Here is a 19,213-nt window from a genome sequence, read left to right on the forward strand (position 1 = left end):
ACTTATACCTGCGCAAAGTGCGTGTCGTATTCCAGGCTGAGTGCCTTTGCCTTTTCCGGGCTGAAACCGCCTTTGGCCGCCAGTTGATCAATGGCTTTGAAGTACTTGTCCTGCCCGCCGGGCAAGGTCCAGTCGAGCATGCGACCGACCGTGTCGCCGACGTTCTTGAAGCTGTGCACGGTGCCGCGCGGAATGAACAGCAACGTCCCGGCCCCTACCGTTTGTTCAGCCCCGTTGACGATCACCTGGTAGGTGCCCTCAACAATGAAGATGTATTCCTCCTGCGAGTGATGCAGGTGGTGGGGCGGGCCTTCACCGGGATTGTGGCTGGCGATGATCACGGAAGTCGCGCCGCCGCTGGCTTCGGTGCTCAGTAAAATACGCATGTCGAGCCCGAACGGATGTACCGGCAATGCATCTTGCGGGGAGACAACAAGCGGGAGCAGGGCTTGGGGCGATAGGTTCATGGTGTTCCTTCAGGGGTGGCAGTAGGGAAAGCGTGTCCCGTCCTGACTAAAACAACTGAAGGCGGTTTTTATTCCCGCCACAGTGGCAAGCGGGCTTCTTGTGGAAAACAGGCTTTTTTGTGGCGAGCGGGCTTGCCCCGCGTTGGGCTGCGAAGCAGCCCCATCAAGGCCACCGCGTGCTTTCAGTTAAACCGAGGTGGCAGGTTTTAGGGCTGCTTCGCAGCCCAACGCGGGGCAAGCCCGCTCGCCACAATGAATCACCCAGCAAAGACTATTCCCAGGACAACCGTGCATTGCGCCGTTCAAGGGCTTTGGAGGCGAAAAACGCCGCCGAGGCCAGCAGCACGTAGAACACCGCCGTCAGCGTGTAGGTTTTGAAGAATTCGAAGTTGCCCCCGGCCAGTTCCTGCATGCGTGCAAAAAACTCCGGGTACTGCACCAGAAACGCGATGGAGCTGTCTTTGAGGTTGTAAATGACCTGGTTGGTCAACGCAGGAATAGAGGTGCGCAACACCTGGGGAAGAATGATCCCGGTGTAGATCTGCACATCGCTGAAGCCTTGCGCCGTGGCGGCTTCCAGCTGGCTTTTGTCCAGGCCGTTGTAGGCCGTCAGCAAATACGCCGCATTGTAGGCGCCCACATTGGCGGTAAAGCCGATGACCATCACCTCGAACGGGCTGAGCCGCAGCCCCAGCCCCGGCAGGCCGTAGTAAAGGATATAAATGATGCAAATCAGCGGCGTGCCGATGAAAAACGACTTGTACGCCTCGACACTTCTGGCCACCCCGGCGCGCTTGCTCAGGCTTAAATAAAACACCAGCACGCCAAGCGCGAAGCCGGTCACCGAGACGGTCAGGGTCAATTTGACGGTCGCCAGGATGCCTGACGCGATCAATGGCCACTGCTCAACGAAGTCCTGATAAAAACTCAGCCAGCTCTCAAGCATCACGTTTCTTCCCGAAGAACCAGGCGACTTCGGGAATCGGCGCGTGCATTGCCAGATCTGCAACCGGGCCCTGGGCGACAATCTTCCCCGCGTACATGAACACCACGTTCTGGCTGATCTGGTCGGCAAAGGCGATGTCATGGGTCACGCATACCGTGGTGATCTTGCGCGCTTCAAGCTTCCTGATCAGCAAAGCCACTTCCTGGCTCATCAAGGGATCCAGCGCTGAGGTGGGTTCGTCGAGAATGACGATTTCAGGCTTCATCACCAGGGTTCTTGCCAGCGCTACGCGCTGTTTCTGGCCGCCGGACAGCTGTGCCGGAAACTTCTTTGCATGGGCGGCCATATCAAAGTAGGCCAACTCTTCCATTGCCAGGGCCCGTGCGTCTTCACGGCTTTTGCCTTGAAGTTTGCGCAAGCCCAGGGTGATGTTGTCCAGCACGCTCAGGTGCCGGTACAAGGCGAAATTCTGGAACACAAACCCGATGTTCTTGCGCAGCGTGCGGATATCCAGCTGCGGGCTCAGCAGGTCTTCGCCGTGAAACAGAATCGTGCCCTCGTCGGGCCGTTCCAGCAGGTTCATGCAGCGGATCAAGGTAGTTTTGCCGCAGCCCGAAGGCCCCATGATTACCAACGTGTCGCCGGCATGCACCGTAAGGTCAATGCCGTTCAATACAACATGATCGCCAAATGCCTTTGTCAGGTTGCTTATGTGCAGAATCGGCATGTTTTCTTCCCGGTATCACTGGTCGGCAAAGCGGCGCCGAACCATCAGCATCGCCACAGCGAATATTTTATAGATGCAAAAGTACATCAGGCCTGCGACCAAATAGATGTTCACACCCAGCGACGTGGAGGCCGTGAGCGCCTTGGCTTGCCCGAGGATCTCGGTGAAGCCGACGGTGTAGGCGAAGGGGGTATTTTTCAAAATGGCGGTCAGTTCGTTCATCACGCCCGGCAGGGAGAAGCGCAGCATTTGTGGCAGTTCGATATACAACACCACTTGCAGGTCGCTGAAGCCCATTGACTGGGCGGCCACCCGTTCCTGGTGCTCGACCGAGCCCAGGGCTCCCCGGAAAACTTCGGAGATGTAAGCACCGCCAATCACACCCAGGCTGAGGTTCATGGCGATCATCGGCGAGGGCCGAATGCCCAGGCTGGGCAAACCGAAATACACGAGGAACAGCAGCACCAGCACCGGAATCGAGCGAACAATGAACACCAGGGCGCTCAGCACGGCGCCTGTGCGATGGCCGGAAAGCCGCCGTAACACGGCGACTCCCAACCCCAATGCAAAGGCGGTGATGAAGCACGACAGCGTGATGTAGAACGTCGCCACCACGCCGTGCAGCAACAGCCCTATGACATCGAAGAACTGACGATCAAGCATCAGTTACGACTTCAGCCACTTGTCCATGATGGCGGCCAGCTTCTGCGGGCCCAGTTCTTTCAAGTAGGCATCGAAGTCGGCGCGGATCGGCGAGCCTTGCTGGAAGGCAAAACCGAGGTGGTCAACCCCCTTGAAGGAGTAGCTGACGGCGATGGGCAATTTTTGGTGGAACTTGTAGTTGTCGTACACCGGCTCTTCAATAAAAGCCAGATCCAGATTGCCGTTTTGCAGGTCTGTGATCACTTCATTGTACGAAGGGTACAACTTGGCATCGGCAACTTTGTAAATGCCTTTGGGCTCCAGGTCAGTCTTGATCAAGTCGGCGTACGCCATCCCGCGCGGGTAACCGATGCTGTATTTTTTCAACGACGCCAAGTCAGTCAAGGTCAACTTCTTGGATGCCAGGCTCACCAGGTTAAAGGAGTTCTCATAATATGGGATTGAGAAGTCCATCACCTTCTTGCGCTTGTCGGTAATTGAAATGCCCGAGAACGCGAGGTCTGCCTGTTTGCTGGCAACTGCACCCAGCATACCGTCCCAGTCATACTCGGTGGTCTTGATTGTGCAACCGCGAGACTTGCAGTAACCGTTGAAGATTTCCAGGTCAACGCCTTGCAGTTGCCCGCTCTGATCCTTGAACAGCATCGGCGGCGAGTTGGGTGAAACGGCGACTTCAAGGGTTTTCCCTTTCACCAGGTCACTGGCAGAAGCGCCGACGGCGACCAGGCTCAGCAAGGATGCAAACATTATTTTTTTTAAGCTTCGCATATCACGCTCTCATCAAAGTACAGGGAACACACCAGGACGGTTTATTCCGTTGAGATTGGTGATCCATCACACATTCACAGATAACTCTCCCAACAAAAGTGGGTGAGCCTCTCTTATCCAAAGGGGTGTTTAAACGGTCACAAGAATAAGTGAGGTGTGGCCATTATTTGCGTCTCGGTATTAAAAGGACGTGTTCATGAAGTGGATCCAATAGTGTGAATTTGTTTAGTTTGGATCCAATGAAAAAATAGTCACGTTGTCACATTTATATTACTGACACGTTTAGAGTGGCATAACTGAAATAGTTCGAGCGTGAACTTATATTTTTTTTAGTGTAAGTGCACCACATTGGAACTAAACGTTTTCGCCCTGAGGGGGGGTGTGCCGAATGTTGAGCACTAAGTAGCACGCGACCGCCAGCGTGACTACCGACAGTGCTGACAGAATGGACACCGTGACTTCGGCACCCGTCAGCGACAACAAATAACCGACGGCCAAGGGGGTAAGCGCCTGGCTGAAATAGACCGGCGCGGCCATTTTGCTGGAGACCAGCGCATAGTCTTTCAACGGCACGATGGCGAGCGGCAATGTGCTTCGCACGATGGCTCGAAGCCCGTTGCCGGCACCGTAAAGTACCAAGGCCCAGGCCGCAAAACGCTCGGCGAAGGCAAGCATGGACAAACCAGCGGCGGTCATGAACACCGAAATCAGCATGGTCCACATGGGGTGTTTGTTGCGGGTCAGCAGGTCGACGATTCGCGACCCTACTGAGGCGGGGCCGATGATCGCACTCAGTGCGATGGCGGCAGTCAGGGAGTTGCCGCGTTCTTGCAGCAGCACGATCACCACCACCGAGATAGCCGTCATCAGCACTGCAGACAGCGAAAACAGCACCGTCATCAGCCAATAGACCTTCGGGTCCATGGACAGGGCCGTGCGGGCCGAAGCCTGTTTTTTTCCGGGCTGGGCCTGTTGGTGCGGCAAGCAGTACCGGTAGAGCGGGTAAATGCCGATCATAAGGACCAGGCCGTATAAGTAGCAGGTGCCACGCCATCCCAAGGTGTGCACCAGCAACGCCAGCAGCGGCCAGATCACAGTGGTGCAAAAGCCGGAGATCAGGGTCACGCCAGTGATGGTTCCGCGCGCTTTCATTCCGTAGAGCGCGCCCAGCGCGCAGAAAAGGGCGTCGTAGAGTCCCGCTGCCATGCCCATTCCAATCAACACCCACGCTGCCAGGAACAGGGGCAGGGTATGGGCGCTGGCCATGATCCACAGCCCGGCCGCCATCAGGAAACCGTGGCAAGCCAGCACGCGTCGGCCACCGTAGCGCACGAGCAGCCTGCCGCACGCCGCAGAGACCACGCCCGCCGTCAGCAAGCCAATGGACACGGAACCCAGCACCCATTCGCGCGACCATCCGGTTTCTGCCACCACGGGGTCTGCGAGCACGGCCATGAGGTAAAAAGAGCCGCCCCAGGTCAGGATTTGCAGCAGGCCCAGCAGGGCAGTTTTACCGATGGAAAGGCTTGGGTGGATGACGGTGGTGTTCACGACGGCGCAGAACCTTGTGTTGCAGGTATTTGGGGGTGATTAAGTGCCGAATGGCGCATAAAAAAAAGCGACAAATACTCAAGGGTATTCATCGCTTTTTGTGATGCAACGACCAGCGCTGTCTCTGTGGCGAGGGAGCTTGCTCCCGCTGGGCTGCGAAGCAGTCCCGTCTTTGGGGCCGCTTCGCGCCCCAGCGGGAGCAAGCTCCCTCGCCACAGGCGGTTCGGTTGAGATCAGCCGTTGTCTACATCGTGATAAGGCCCGCCGTAGCCGTCACCGACCCGCCAGGTGATGTTGTGGTTGTCGTCGGTCCACTCCGACGGCTTGAGCGAGTACTTGAAGTCCTCCGACCTGCGGTTGTTGCCGTCGCCGATATAGTCCGCGTGATCCCGCTGGTGATCGCCGCTGCCCACCGTCGCACGGGCATCCCATTCGCTTTTGCGGAAGTCAAAGATGCTCTGGTCCTGCGGCGCGTCGCGCTGGCTCCAGTCAGACAAGTAGGTTTGCAACCACACGTAGGCTTCGTCGCCGTTGGGCTTGAGCAAGCCGTCTTGTTTGAAGTCCTGGATCTGGTCCCAGTTCTGCATCGAGATCTTGTGCAGCTTGTGCGACTGCACGGTGCTGAGGATTGCGCCGATAAAGGACAGCGCACCGGAGACCAGAAAACCGACCGGCCCCAGGAACGGGATGACCCGCCCGGTGATGCCAAGGGTGGTCAGTACACCGCCACCGGCGGCCACCAGGCTGCTGACACCGCCGGCCAGGGACAGCGAGCCGCCGGCAATTTTCATCGGGTCTTTCTCGCGCACGCCGTCGCGCAGAGTGAACGCGGCTTGCACCACACTGATCACGCCGCCCGCCACGTCGGTGGCCATGCCGATGACCTTGATCGCACTGCTGGCGAACTTGGCGCCGAAACCCGCACCGGCCACGCCGCCACGGCTGGCAATGCCTTTTTCAATGCCTTCCTGGACCTTCTTCGCGCCTTCGTCGCTCCAGCCGCCACTGTTGAGCACCTTGCCCACGTCCTTGCCGTCGTCCATGGCCTGGTCAACGATGTCGAAGTACTTCTTCTGGATCGCTTCGGCGTCCTTGGGCAGGGCGTGGTAACCCTCGCCCGGCTTGGCCCACAGGTCGGGCACGGAACGGTCGAAGCCCATCAGTTTGTAGGCGTTGGTGCCGCGCAGTTTGTCGTAAACCTTCAGTCCCAACGTGGCGAAGTGCGAACCGGTGCCGATGAAACCGAGGAAGTCGTTGGCGATGCCAAGCCGTTTCATCGGCGTGTTCGCCAGCTTGCCGCCCTGGCCCACGAGTTGGTAGACGATACGGCCCATGCCGATGGCACCACCGACCGAGCCGAGCACGCCGTTGTCCTTGAGGAAGCTCAGGTTCTTCACAAACGAACTGCGGTTCTCTTCGCTGAGGCTCGGCATGATCTCCTTGCTCACCGCGTGCTCGATGTCGCTGAAGCTGATCACGCCGTTTTTCTGCCAGGTATCGCCCAGGGAAATCATCGCCTTGCCGAAGTCGGCAGCGGCGTTTTTATCTTTGAGCAATTGGTCGACAAACTTCGAATACACGCCCAGCGCCTGGCGCGGCAGGCCGTCGGCGCTGCCCTTGAGCATCGACAGAATCGCCAGGGTGTTGTCCTGGGTGGCCAGCGCGGTGTTGTCGTCGCTGATCTTGCTCGGGTCGTCCATCAGCTTTTCAACGGCGTCGGTGTAGCCGTCGATCTGCAGGTTCTGCATGAAGTTGTCGGCCTTGGCCGGGTCGATGTCGGCGAGGGCGGTGTAAGCCGTCTGGATTTCCTGGGTGGCCAGTTCGGTCTTGCCGCTGTCCTGCAGGGACTTGATGTACTTGGTGAAGTTCTCCGACGAGGTGCTGTCGATCAGCTTCTGGTGCACTTCATCGACCTTGGCCTGGCCGCCGTCGACCTTGCCCAGCGCGGCGTCGTGGTTGGCCTTGATGTCGGCCTGGATGGTCGAGTCGCCCAGCAATTCGCCGATGGTTTTGTCGATGGACTTGGTGTCGAAGATATTGTCACGCACATCCCGCGAGGTGACGTCGATCGGCGGTGTGGCAGTGCCCTGGTTGTTGAAGCCGTGTTCGGGAATGATCGACATGCCGTTGTCGGCCATGCTCTTGGCTTCCACCGCCCGCAGGAATTTGGCGCGCGGGTCGTCCTTGGCGATGCTGCCGTCCTTGACCCCGGCGCGGTAGCTGTCCACCAGGGTTTTCATCGACAGGTCCTGCACGGTCAGCGGGTTGCCGCTGTCGTCTTTCTCCGTGGTGGTGAGGCTGTCCACCGACACGTCCTTGAGCGGCGGCAGGCCATTGTCGGCGCGCAATTTGTCCACGTCGGTGGTTTGCTGCGCGATATCGGTGCGGTAGCCGGAGATCTGCTCGAACATCTGCGGGTTGGTTTCTTCGCTGACGACGATTTTTTCTTCGCTGCCGCCCGGCTTGTGCTGGGTGAACGCGATCAAGCCCGGGCCATAATCGCCGACGCCGCCGACGCTCATGATGTCTTCGGTGGACGACAGGTACGCGTCCGGCCCGGCCAGGCTGTAGCCGTCGCCCTTGGCTTTCTCGATGCCGGCCAGGGTCTGGCCCTTGGTGGTGTAGGCGGCGAAGGCTTCGGGGGTGATGTCCTTGGAGACCACCAGCAGTTTGCCGTCGGCCTGATTGACGACAAGGATGCCGTCCATGGGCGCGTCGACCTTGCTGATATCCCCCAGCTTGAGGCTGGCCTCATCCTGTCGCAGCAGTGCCTGGCCGGGCAGGGACTGGGCATTCTTGATGTAGTCGAACGCCTGCGTGCCTTCACTTGCATGCACGGCGTGCAGGAAGTTGTAGAGGCTGCTGCCGGCGTTGGGGTTGGGGTTGCTGAGGTCAGCGCCGGGCTGCGGCAGGGCGGCCTCGGACTGGCTGATCATGTACTTCTTGCCCTGGTGCTCGAACAGGATCACCCCGGACTTCTGATCTTCGGACACCACTTTGAGCTGGCTGAAATCCAGGTCGCCGGGCAGGCTGGTGACTTCCTCGAAACCTTTGGCCTTGCCGTCGGCGAGGGCTGCTTTGGTCACCCCGGCGCTGTTGAAGCTGGCGAAGGCCTGGGGCGTCAGTTCTTCGGAAATCACCAGGGTCTGGCCGCTGGCCATTTCGACTTTGACCACGCCGTCTTTGGCTTCACCGACCGATTTTATATTGGCCAGGCGCACGGCAGGGTCGTCTTCGCGCAGCAGTTGCTGGTCGGGGGTGCCCAGGGCTTCACGAATGGCCTTGCCGGCGGGCGTGCCCTGGGTTTCGGCGAGGGTGTGCAGCAGGTCGTAGAGTGGCGTGCCTTCGTCCGGCCCGCCTTGGTTGACCGGCGCTACCGCGTGGCCGAAGTGCAGGCCCTTGAGCATGTCGAAACCGTCCTGGACCTTCTCGGCGCCTTCACGGGTGATCTTGAACTTGCTGCCGTCCTGCTCGAAGTAGATGACGCCGGCATCTTTGTCTTCGGACACGACCGTGAGCTTGTCGATGTCGAGCTTGGCGGGCAGGGCGGTGACTTCCTTGTAGTCGTCGGGTTTGATCTCACTGGGCTTTTTCAAGCCTTCGCCGGATTGCGCGGCGAGGACTTTGGGCTTGAAGGTTTTATCGCCTGACCCGGCGGCCGCCAAGGTTTTGGCCTTGTTCAGCAGCGCATCGAAGATACGCTCCGGTGCTTTGGTTTCGCCTGCGCGGGGGGAGGCGGCTTTCTCGGGTCGGTTGATCATTATTCAGTCCATGTGAGTGGGGGCGCACGAGGACTCGATATTAGGCGTTGATGGGGTGTGAAAACGGGGTTGTGGGTGAGATCGCACAAGCTTTCACAGCTGTGAAATGAGGGTGTCATTTGGGTGTGAATAGGGCATGTCCGTTATTTAGGTGACGGCTGATATTGGTTCGGCTCTTACAGCGGGTCGCTTTTTGAAGAGCGCAAAAAGTAATCAAATCAAAAGCACGGTGGCCTGATGGCCGGCCTGAGTGGTTGAAGCAAAAGCGCTGCTTTTGTCTGGGCAGGTTGCGTTCCTTCAGATATATGAATACCCAACTGTGGGAGCGGGCTTGCCCGCGATAGCGGTATTTCAGTGACAAATGTATTGGCTGACACACCCTCATCGCGGGCAAGCCCGCTCCCACACTGACCGCTTTTTGCTTCACTCCACTGCTCAGCGATGCTGAAACCGTGGCAACGAAGCAATCCGCAACTTGGGCTCCTGCAGCCGCGCCAGGTCCGTCGCAATCTGCGCCCGCCAAAAATGCGCCCCTGCCAACTGCGCATCGACCCACGCCTGGCGCAACACCACCTTGGCCTTTTCCACTGAACCATAGTGCCCCTGGCGCAAGGTCAATTGCGCCTTGATCCGCAACATCTGCGGCACAAACCAGCGCTCATGCCGGCCCAGCGCCAATTGCAAGGTGTCTTCCAATACCTCCAGCGCCAGTTTTTCCAGGCCCAGGCGCGCCAGCCCCAGCGCATATTCACAGCGCAGCATGCTGTAGAGCTGGCTGTCACCCTGGCCTTGCAGTTCATGCAGCGCTTCACCCAACTGCGGTACGCCTTCTTCCGGTGAACCTTGGCGAATCAGCAGGATGCTTTCAAAACACAACCGGAATTGCCGCCAGATATGCAGGTCCTGGCGGGTGGTACTGTCTTGCAGCAGGCCCAGGTAATGGCGCGCCTTTGGCAGGTTCGAGGCGAGTAATGCAAGGGGAATGGCGCCCAGGCACAGGGTGTACCAGAGGGTTGCCGGATGATCGAGCGAGATGGCCTCGTCAACACAAGTGCCGATCAGGCGCAGCGCCGGGTCGACGTCGCCCTCCAGCAATTGCACCTTGGCCTTGAGGCAGCGTGCGGCGATGCGTTGGTCGAAGTGCACGTCGATGATGTGCGAGCGCGGCGCCGACGGTGAGCCGAGGGCTTCGTCGATGTTTTGCCGTGCACCGGCCAGGTCGCCCATATGGAACAAGGCCACCGCGCGCATGCGCTTGCCGAGCAGTTGCTGGTTGCCGCTGTTGTTCAAAGCGATGTAACGCTCGGCCAGCTCCAGGGCTTCGGTGTACTGGTTGCAACCGACGCGGTCGGTCCACAGGCCCCACAGGGCGCGCAGTTTATGTTCGGCGTCACCGAGGTCGCGGGCGTCTTCGCGCACCTGGCGCCAGGCTTCGCGCATGGGGCCGCCGGTGCCGTAGGTGAGCATCAACACACTGGCCAGGGCCGTCTGCAACAGCATGCGCTGGCGCACCGGCAAGGCGCTGATCGCGTCGCTTGCCAGGCCTTTGTCGACCCAGGTGCGGCACTCGCTGACCAGCGACAGGCGCAACCATAACGGCACAGCACCCAGGGTCAGCTCAATGGCCATGGCCAGGTTGCCGTTGGGTGAATACGCCCATTCGAGGGCCGAGCGGATCGTATTGCTCTCGGGGCCGTAGAGGGCGATCCAGGTTTTCGGGGACAGCCCGTCGAGGGTCTGCCCGGCTTCCTGCAACACGCCAAGGGCGTAGTGTGCGTGGCGCTGCGCGGTGGAGTTGGCCTCGCCGTACTCGATCAGTTTTTCCTGGGCGTAGGCGCGGGTGGTTTCCAGCAGGCGGTAGCGCTTGAGCAGTTGCGATTCACCGGCGATCAGCAGCGACTTGTCCATCAGGCTTTCCAGCAAGGGCAACGCGTTGCGCGGGTCGAGGGTGCTGCTGGCAGTCATGGCCTTCACGGCGTCGAGGGTGAAGGAACCGGTGAACACCGCCAGTTGGCGCAGCATCGCCTGCTCGTCGTCGCTGAGCATGGAATAGGTCCAGTCCAGTGTCGCGCTGAGGGAGCGATGGCGGGCGAGGGCGGTGCGCCGGCCGGTCATTTGCAGGCGGAAACTGCCGTCGAGCAGGCCGACCAGATCCTGGATGCCGAAGGTGCGCACCCGGGCTGCAGCGATTTCGATAGCCAGTGCATTGCTGTCGAGCTTGCGGCAGATCGCACTCACGGCTGCCACGTCGGCATCGTTGAAGACAAATTCGGGGTCGAGGGCGCGCACGCGCTCCACAAACAGGCGCACGCCGGACCAGGCCAGGGCTTCGCCGACGCTGAGGCTGGCGCCTTCGTCGGGTACTTGCAATGGCGCCAGGTCGTGCACGCGCTCGCCGTCGGCGCGCAGTGGCTCACGGCTGGTGGTCAGCACGCAGCAGTGGGGCGCGGCACGCAGCAGGGTTTCGGCGATGTCGGCGATGGCGGGCAGCACGTGTTCGCAGTTGTCGAGCACCAACAGCAGGCGGCGCTCGGCGAGGGTGGCCGCGATGCTGTGCAGCGGGTCGTCGCTGATGGTCTGGATACCGAGTGCGCTGGCCAGCATGCCGGCGACCCATTGCCCACTGGTGGCGGGCGCCAGGTCGACGAAGCAGGTGTCGAGGTTGAACTCGCTGGCCAGGTTGTGGGCCACGGCCATGGCCACCGTGGTCTTGCCGATGCCGCCGGGGCCGGTGATGGTCACGAAGCGCTGGCTGATGACCTGACCGGCCAGGTTGGCGACCAAGGCATCGCGGCCGATCACTTCACCGGCCGGCGCGGGGAGGCTGGGTTCTTCGACACGTGCAGGAGGCGCAGGCAAGAGCTCTTCGCCGGCGGCCTGCACGGTAACGGGTGCCACGAAGCGATAGCCCCGGCCCGGCACGGTAACGATGTAACTGAAATTGCCGTCGTCACCCAGGGCCCGGCGCAGGGCCACAATCTGCGCCCGCAGGTTGCATTCCTCCACCACGACCTTGGGCCAGGCGAAGGAGATCAGTTCCGATTTCTCCAGCAATTCGCCGGCGCGGGTGGCCAGGGCGATCAGCAAGTACAGGGCACGGCTACCCAAGGTGACGGGCTCGCCGTTGCGCAACAACACGTGCTGGCGTGCCAGTAACAGAAAGGGGCCGAAGCCGATGGCGCTCTCGGTGGAAACCGGGGCCGGGTGGTCTGCGTCCATACAGGACACTGCGTGGGGCTTGCTCGAGCTCATCAATTCGTCCTTTTTATAGTCGGGCTTGTTATTGGCGATCAGGCCATTCGCCCTTTTGGGTGCAGATGTGCAGCAGCAGTCTTGGAAAGTTGATGTCGATCAAAGTGTCGAAAAGGCCACCCTCCTTTGGGGTGTGTCGTTTTTATGGCGTGTCACGGAGCCTGTCTCAGTTGATGAGACTGTCTCAAAGCTGAAACATTTTATTACTAGAAACCTGGATAAAGCAGAATGTATGCCAGTTGGCATGTAACGAAGATGACAACAACCGCATGAAATTTATGGTGATTTTTGTGGTCTTCGGCGACTTTTCGGCACGCTCGTTCGGAAAGGCGAATATTTCTAATTGTGTCGTTCGGGATGCCGAATAAAACGGCAGTGAATTGGCGCTGTTTTTCCGGCTGTGTATCGCACTGTATCCCCGCACCAGCCTGATACACCTGCATGACGTTCTGTCGTGTTTGCGACACAGACCGGATACACGCCTGGCTTTAACTCTGTTCACCAGCCGGCGCTGGCGGTCACCCACCGTCACACGCGCCCTGGCCACACTCAGTCAAGCCAGGAGATACACCGATGAAGCGTCCTTACGCAGCCCTCGCGGCCACCCTTGCCCTGTCCCTCAGCGCTTTCGCGGCGGTGGCCCATGCCGATGAGGCCAAACCCCAGGAAAAATGCTTCGGCGTGGCCCTCGCCGGTGCCAACGATTGCGCCGCGGGCAAAGGCACTTCGTGCGCCGGCACCGCGACCGCCGACTACCAGGGCAACGCCTGGGTGCTGGTAGACAAAGGCACCTGCACCCAAATCAAGACGCCCAAAGGCTACGGCAGCCTGACGGAGCAGCCATGAGCCGAGCCGCCGCGGCGGTGGTGATCCGCCGCCTGCTGCCTGAAGCGCTGCTATTGCTGGTGGCGCGCGTGGGTATCGCGTCGGTGTTCTTCCTCTCGGGGCGCACTAAGGTCACCGGCTTTCTGGAGCTCAAACCCTCGACCTACACGCTGTTCCGTTCGGAATACGCCTTGCCGCTGATTCCGCCGCAGTGGGCCGCGCACCTGGCGACGTATGCCGAACACCTGTTCCCGCTGCTGCTGGTGCTGGGCCTGCTGACCCGCCCGGCGGCCGCTGCGCTGCTGGGCATGACCCTGGTGATCGAGGTGTTCGTGTACCCCGACGCCTGGCCGGTGCACCTGACCTGGGCGGGCCTGTTGCTGCCGTTGCTGGCCTATGGCGGCGGGGCGTGGTCGCTGGATCGCGTGTTGTTTTCCAAACCTTTACTTCCTTGATGGAGACTTTCTGATGCGCATGCTTTCTTCCCTGGCCATTGCCATGGCCCTGACTGTCCCGATGCTGGCCCACGCGGCCGATGCGCCGCAGCCCGGCACCGGTAAAAGTGTGGTGATCGTGCCCGGCTCGTTTGTCGACGGTTCCGGCTGGCGTGTGGTGCACGACATCCTGATTCACAAGGGCTACAAGGTCACCGTGGTGCACCAGGGCCATGAAAACCTTGCTGCGGATGTGGCCGAAGCGCGTGAGGTGCTGGAGCAGCAAGTCGGCCCGGTGGTGCTGGTAGGTCACAGTTCCGGCGGCGCGGTGATCTCGATTGCCGGTGACCGTGACAAGGTCAAGTCGCTGGTCTACGTCTCGGCGCTGCAGCCGGAAGTGGGCGAGAACATGGCCCAGTTGATCGGCTCCATGCCGGCGCCCAGCGATGACATCAAGCCGAGCCGCGACGGTCACCTGTTCTTCGACCGCACCAAATTCAACGCCGACTTTGCCGCCGACCTGACCACCAACCGCACCGACTTCATGGCCGCCTCCCAAGTGCCGGCCACCACAGCGCTGTTCGGCGGCACCGTGTGGGCCGCGGCCTGGCACAAGAAACCGACCTACGCCGTGGTCTCCACCGAAGACCGCGCCCTGAGCCCGGACCTGCAACGCTGGATGTACAAGCGCGCCGGTTCCAAGGTCACCGAAATCAAGGCGAGCCACTCGGTGTACATCTCCCAGCCTGAGGCTGTGGCGAAGGTCATCGAAGACGCTGCGTCCGTCATCAAGTAATTCAACCCAACCCTGGAGAAATACCCATGAACACTGCACTCAAATCCCGCCTGAGCCTCGCCGCTGCGGCTGCCCTGGTTGCCATGGCATCCGCCACGTTCACCACGGCCGCCAGCGCCGCCGACCAGCAGGAAAAGCCCGGCCGCTGCTACGGCGTCAACACCTGCAAAGGCACCAGCCTGTGCGCCACTGCCAAGAACGACTGCAAGGGCCTCAACAGCTGCAAGGGCGAAGGCGTGATCGTCAAGACCCCGTCCGAATGCCTCAAGGCCGGCGGCACGTTGACTGAGCCGAAGTAAACCACCCGGCGGGTTCCTTGCGGGCCCGCCACCTTTTCTTTGCGGAGATCCGTCATGGCGACAGCCAACCCTCACTTTTCAGGCTACGGCCTGGGGCTGCGCAAGGAGCATTACTGCGACTTTCTGGAGACCTCGGTGCCCGTGGATTTCGTTGAAGTGATTTCCGAAAACTTTATGGTCGAAGGCGGCCAGCCCCGGCATATCCTGCGCCAGGTGCGCGAGCGGCACCCGGTGGCGCTGCATGGGGTGTCGATGTCGATTGGCACTGCCGAAGGGCTCGACCTGAGCTATCTGCACCGCCTCAAAGCGCTGGTGGACGAGATCGAGCCGCTGTTTGTTTCCGATCACCTCAGCTGGTCGCGCAGCGGCGGCTTCAACGCCCATGACTTGCTGCCCGTGCCCTATACCGAGGAGGCGCTGGACCTGGTGTGCAGCAATATCCATCAAGCCCAGGACGTGCTGGGCCGCACGATGTTGTTTGAGAACCCGTCCAGCTACCTGGCCTTTGACGGCGCCGAGATGAGCGAATGGGCATTTATCGCCGCCATGGCCGAGCGCACCGGCTGTGAATTGTTGCTGGACGTCAATAACGTGTTTGTCAGCGCCAGCAACCATGGCTTTGACGCCCTGGCGCTTCTCGACGGGATACCCGCTGAACGCGTGCGGCAGGTTCATCTGGCCGGCCATAGCCAGGGCCGCGATTTGTTGATCGACAGCCATGACAGCCCGGTGTGTGCCGGGGTCTGGGCGCTGTACGCCGAGGCCCGCGCCAGGCTCGGCCCGGTGGCGACCATGATCGAACGTGACGATGAGATTCCGCCGCTGGCCGAGCTGCTTGAGGAGCTGTCCATGGCGCGGGCGTTGGGGGGTGGGCGATGAACCTGGCGCAGTGGCAGCAGGCCTTTCGTACGTGGCTGGTAAGCGCTTCGCAAGAATCGGCGAAATCGTTGGGCGATCACCACGCGGGCCTGGCGGTGTACCAGAACAACTACCGGGCGCAATTGGTGGGGTGCCTGGAGCAGGCGTTTCCCAACCTGCGCCGCTGGATGGGGGAGCAGGCGTTTCTGGCGGCGAGTATTCACCATATCGACCGGCAACCGCCGCATGCCTGGACCCTGGACGCCTATCCCGAGGGGTTTCATCACAGCCTCAAAACACAGTTTCCCCACAACCCCGATGTACACGAGCTGGCCTGGATCGAGGCAGCGCTCAATGACGCTTTTGTCGCTGCCGATGCCCGGCCTTTGGCGATGGACACCTTGGCCGGGCTGGATTGGGACACGGCGGTGCTGCAACTGAGCCCGTCACTGCGCTGCCACGCCTTGACGACCAATGCCGAAGCCATCTGGTCGGCACTTTGGCAGGAAACACCCCCGCCCGAAGCGGCGATGCTGGACGAGGCGGGCGGCCTGGTGGTCTGGCGGCGTGCGTTCACTTCGCGCCTGCGTCAGGTGGATGCCTTGGAATTACAGGCCCTGTTGCACGTGCAGGCGGACGGCAGTTTTGCCGGGCTGTGCGAATTTCTGGTGCGGCGCCTGGGGGAAGATGCGGGTGTGCTGCAAGCGGGCGAATACCTGGCCGGGTGGCTGGGCAGTGAATGGATTGTGGGGGTGAGTCATGGTTGAACGTCGTGGTTTTTTGCTGCTGGCGGCGGTGGCGGTGGCCGCGCCGGCCTTTGCGGTGCAACAGGTCAGCTCCGATGAGCAGGCGTTCAGCTATGAACATGCCGGGCCGGAGGAGGGGCACGCGGTGATTTTGTTGGCGGCCGACGTCAAGGCGTTCGCTGAAGTGACAGCGCCACTGGCCGCCCAGGGGTATCGCGTGATCGTCCCTTACCTGCGCAGCGCCGATGACGCGGCACTCGGCCAGGATGTGCTGGAGCTGATGAACGCCCTGCACATTCCCGAGGCGGTCTTGGCCGGCGTGGAGTCAGGCGCGCGGGTGGCGGCACGGGCGGCGACGCTGAAGCCGAGCCGTTGTGTGGGGCTGGTCACCGTGAACAGCGCGCCGCACGCCGGTTTTGCCGAGGCGGTGGCCCTGATGGCAGAGACGGGCCATTGGCGAACATGAAAATATTGACAGCCAGGCAATAGGCCACTGAAAAAAATCCCGTCTGCCCTTACTCTAGAGTCCTTCGTCACCTGTGTGGATTGTTCATGTCTTCTGTCGCCGATGGGTTGCCCTCCAATAAACGCTTGCCGGCGGTGATCGCCCTGTCTTTGGGGATTGGCATGGCAACCCTGGACACGGCCATCGTCAACACGGCGCTGCCGACGCTGGCGCAGGGCATCGGCACCGATTCGGCGTCAGTCATCTGGGTGGTCAACGCCTACCAGTTGGCGATCATCGCCACGGTGCTTCCGTTTGCGTCCTTGAGCGATGTGCTGGGGCATCGCCGCGTGTATCTGGGCGGGTTGCTGCTGTTTATTGTCTCATCGCTGTTTTGCGGGCTCGCCGGCTCACTCTTGACCCTGACCGCCGCGCGGGTGGCCCAAGGGCTGGGGGCGGCGGCCTTGATGAGCGTCAACACCGCGCTGCTGCGGCATATCTACCCCTCGAAAATGCTCGGGCGAGGGCTGGGCTACAACTCGCTGGTGGTGGGGTTGGCCTTTACCCTCGGGCCGACGGCCGCGTCGGCGATTCTGTCAGTGGCGACCTGGCATTGGTTGTACCTGATCAACGTGCCACTGGGCCTGCTGGCGCTGGGGTTGGGCTTTCGCTCGTTGCCGGTGCTGCCATTGACCGGGCATGCCTTCGACCGCATTGCGGCGGTGCTGTGTGCCGGGCTGTTCGCCTTGCTGGTGCTGGGCCTGGGCACGGCGGTGCACGGGGCGCAGGGCGCCTTGACCCTGGGGTTGATTGCAGTGGCGCTGGTGTGTGGCGCCTTGCTGTTGCGCCGCGAGGCCGGTCACCCGGCGCCGATGCTGGCCGTGGACCTGTTCAAACGCCCGGTATTCGCGCTGTCTTCCCTCACAGCCATTTGCGCGTTCAGTGCACAAGGCCTGGCGTTTGTCTCGCTGCCGTTCCTGTTGCAGGCGGTGCTGGGGCATAGCCAGGTGGAGACCGGTTTTCTGATGACCCCGTGGCCGGCGGTGGTTGCGGTGATGGCGCTGGTGGCGGGGCGCCTGGCGGATCGGGTGTCGCTGGGGGTGCTGTGCGGCATCGGGTTGTTGATGCTCAGTGTCGGCATGGCGGCGCTGGCGACCCTGGGCAGTGGCGCATCAGCTTTTGATATCGGCTGGCGCATGGCCCTGTGCGGCGCCGGGTTCGGTTTTTTCCAGTCACCCAACCTCAAGGCCATCATGACCAGCGCGCCGCTGGCCCGCAGCGGCGGAGCGAGTGGCATCGTGGCGATTTCGCGGTTGCTGGGGCAGACGCTGGGGGCGTCGTTGGTGGCGTTCTGTTTCCACTTGTCCCTGGGCAGCGGCCCGCAGATCGCGCTGTGGCTCGGTTGCGCGTTTGCGCTGGCGGGCGCCGTGGCCAGCTGGTTACGCTTGTTGCCCTATGACAAAAAGGTGTGATCGGGCGTTGTAAAACACCGTTCGGGAAGGCTACCGTGGCGACCTGAATATTTCGGGATGTTTCAGATTTATGTCCAGCCTGGCCCAACGCACCGCTGATGTTTCGTCCCGCCGCGCCGCGCTGACCCTCGCTTTATGCCTGCCCAGTGACGTGTTGCTCTACCTGCTGCTGCCCATGGAATCCCAGGCGTTCGGCATCACCCTGGCCCAGGCCGGTGTGCTGCTGGCCGCCAACCGCCTGGTGCGGATTTTCGGCTACCGGCATGTGCTGAATTTCTACGCGCGCCATGGCGACCGGCTGACGTGCATGATCGCTGCCGGCGCTGCCACCGTGTGTGCGCTGGGCAACTCGATGCTGTCCGGCTTTGCCGCGCTGCTCGTGCTGCGCTTGATCTGGGGCCTGTGTTTTGCCGCGCTGAATCTGTCGACACAAGTGCTGGCGACTTCCGAGCCAGCCGGGTCGGCGCGCCGGGCGGGGCGCTCACGGGCGGTGATTGCGCTCGGGCCGATGCTCGCACTGCCGCTGGGCGGTTGGCTGACATTATGGGCCGGGCCACGGCCGATCTTTCTGATTCTCGCCGGGTGTTGTCTGTTGGGCGTGTGGGCAGCGCATGGGCTGCCTCGCGTGGGCCATAATCTGCACAGCACGGGGCGCCGCTTTAAATGGCCGGACAGTGTGGCGGCATGGTCCTTTATTGAGGGCGTGGCGCTGGACGGCCTGTTTATCTTTGGCCTGTCGATCCAGGCGCAGAAAATTCTCGGCGGTGACGCGGTGCTGATCGCCGGTGGCTTGATGGCCCTGCGCTACGCCTCGGAAATGCTCCTGAGCCCCTTGGGCGGGCGCGCCGCGCAGCACTTTGGCGCGACCTCGATGCTGCTGCTGTTTTCATTTATGAGCGCCCTGGCCCTGACCGCGTTTGGCAGTTACTGGGTGATCGCCGGCGCGGCGGCAGTGCTGGTGCTGCGCGCGCTGCAACTGCCGCTGGTGACCACGTTGGTGGCCGAGCGCAACCCAGGTTCGATGCGCGTGTCGGCGCTGGCCTCCAACTCGGTGTGGCGTGATGTCGGCGCCGGCCTCGGGCCGTTGCTGGCCGGCCTGTTGCTGCCGGTGGCGTCGGCGCACTGGGTATTCGGCCTGGCAGGCGCGGCCATCGCCGTGAGCGCGGTGTTCTGCTGGCGTGCAAAGGTTTCCAACTGATCGAT

Annotated in this window: 17 protein-coding genes; 9 read left to right on the forward strand and 8 right to left on the reverse strand. The window is 61.4% G+C overall.

The genetic code is table 11. The features are described from left to right. Positions 1-2: 2 nt before the first annotated feature. From AB4P94_RS18410 to AB4P94_RS18445, 8 genes are all read right to left on the reverse strand, one after another. On the reverse strand, positions 3-467 hold the full coding sequence (locus AB4P94_RS18410) for a cupin domain-containing protein (protein ID WP_395606788.1): 465 nt from the start codon (positions 465-467) through the stop codon (positions 3-5). A gap of 271 nt (positions 468-738) precedes the next feature. After that, positions 739-1,413 carry an amino acid ABC transporter permease gene (locus AB4P94_RS18415; protein WP_395606789.1) on the reverse strand — a complete coding sequence of 225 codons (675 nt, stop codon included), beginning with the start codon at positions 1,411-1,413 and terminating at the stop codon, positions 739-741. Then, complete coding sequence (locus AB4P94_RS18420; protein ID WP_395606790.1) at positions 1,406-2,140, reverse strand: amino acid ABC transporter ATP-binding protein; 735 nt, start codon at positions 2,138-2,140, stop codon at positions 1,406-1,408. The genes AB4P94_RS18415 and AB4P94_RS18420 overlap by 8 nt, the downstream gene beginning before the upstream one ends. A 15-nt stretch (positions 2,141-2,155) precedes the next feature. Next, positions 2,156-2,803, reverse strand: a complete 648-nt coding sequence (locus tag AB4P94_RS18425) for an amino acid ABC transporter permease (RefSeq protein WP_395606791.1) — start codon at positions 2,801-2,803, stop codon at positions 2,156-2,158. Between the two features lie 3 nt (positions 2,804-2,806). Beyond that, positions 2,807-3,550, reverse strand: a complete 744-nt coding sequence (locus AB4P94_RS18430) for a transporter substrate-binding domain-containing protein (protein ID WP_395606792.1) — start codon at positions 3,548-3,550, stop codon at positions 2,807-2,809. Between the two features lie 375 nt (positions 3,551-3,925). Continuing rightward, a complete protein-coding gene (locus tag AB4P94_RS18435; RefSeq protein ID WP_395606793.1) occupies positions 3,926-5,122 on the reverse strand; it encodes an MFS transporter in 1,197 nt (398 codons plus the stop codon). A gap of 233 nt (positions 5,123-5,355) precedes the next feature. Next, complete coding sequence (locus AB4P94_RS18440) at positions 5,356-8,883, reverse strand: hypothetical protein (RefSeq protein WP_395606794.1); 3,528 nt, start codon at positions 8,881-8,883, stop codon at positions 5,356-5,358. Between the two features lie 435 nt (positions 8,884-9,318). Then, the gene (locus AB4P94_RS18445; RefSeq protein WP_395606795.1) at positions 9,319-12,135 is read right to left on the reverse strand and encodes an ATP-binding protein; all 2,817 of its coding nucleotides are present in this window, start codon (positions 12,133-12,135) and stop codon (positions 9,319-9,321) included. A gap of 573 nt (positions 12,136-12,708) precedes the next feature. On the opposite strand from AB4P94_RS18445, the gene AB4P94_RS18450 reads away from it, so the two are divergent. The 9 genes from AB4P94_RS18450 (at position 12,709) to AB4P94_RS18490 (ending at position 19,208) form a co-directional block, all read left to right on the forward strand. Then, on the forward strand, positions 12,709-12,981 hold the full coding sequence (locus tag AB4P94_RS18450) for a DUF2282 domain-containing protein (protein ID WP_395606796.1): 273 nt from the start codon (positions 12,709-12,711) through the stop codon (positions 12,979-12,981). Then, the gene (locus AB4P94_RS18455) at positions 12,978-13,415 is read left to right on the forward strand and encodes a DoxX family protein (protein WP_395606797.1); all 438 of its coding nucleotides are present in this window, start codon (positions 12,978-12,980) and stop codon (positions 13,413-13,415) included. Before AB4P94_RS18450 ends, AB4P94_RS18455 begins: the two co-directional genes overlap by 4 nt. Positions 13,416-13,428: 13 nt before the next feature. After that, positions 13,429-14,190 carry an alpha/beta fold hydrolase gene (locus tag AB4P94_RS18460; RefSeq protein ID WP_395606798.1) on the forward strand — a complete coding sequence of 254 codons (762 nt, stop codon included), beginning with the start codon at positions 13,429-13,431 and terminating at the stop codon, positions 14,188-14,190. 26 nt (positions 14,191-14,216) lie between these two features. Beyond that, entirely contained in the window at positions 14,217-14,489 is a 273-nt protein-coding gene (locus AB4P94_RS18465; protein ID WP_395606799.1) for a hypothetical protein, read from the forward strand. 54 nt (positions 14,490-14,543) lie between these two features. Beyond that, complete coding sequence (locus tag AB4P94_RS18470) at positions 14,544-15,368, forward strand: DUF692 domain-containing protein (protein WP_395606800.1); 825 nt, start codon at positions 14,544-14,546, stop codon at positions 15,366-15,368. Continuing rightward, positions 15,365-16,114: a putative DNA-binding domain-containing protein gene (locus AB4P94_RS18475; RefSeq protein WP_395606801.1), complete on the forward strand. Its 750-nt coding sequence runs from the start codon at positions 15,365-15,367 to the stop codon at positions 16,112-16,114. The genes AB4P94_RS18470 and AB4P94_RS18475 overlap by 4 nt, the downstream gene beginning before the upstream one ends. After that, positions 16,107-16,559 (forward strand): alpha/beta fold hydrolase, encoded by a 453-nt coding sequence (locus AB4P94_RS18480; RefSeq protein WP_395606802.1) that lies wholly within the window; start codon positions 16,107-16,109, stop codon positions 16,557-16,559. Before AB4P94_RS18475 ends, AB4P94_RS18480 begins: the two co-directional genes overlap by 8 nt. Before the next feature lie 86 nt (positions 16,560-16,645). Further along, entirely contained in the window at positions 16,646-18,010 is a 1,365-nt protein-coding gene (locus tag AB4P94_RS18485; protein WP_395606803.1) for an MFS transporter, read from the forward strand. A gap of 70 nt (positions 18,011-18,080) precedes the next feature. Continuing rightward, positions 18,081-19,208, forward strand: coding sequence for an MFS transporter (locus AB4P94_RS18490; protein ID WP_395606804.1), 1,128 nt, complete (start codon positions 18,081-18,083; stop codon positions 19,206-19,208). The last annotated feature ends 5 nt before the right edge of the window (positions 19,209-19,213 follow it).

This window comes from Pseudomonas sp. B22129, assembly GCF_044218875.1.
GTDB lineage: Bacteria > Pseudomonadota > Gammaproteobacteria > Pseudomonadales > Pseudomonadaceae > Aquipseudomonas.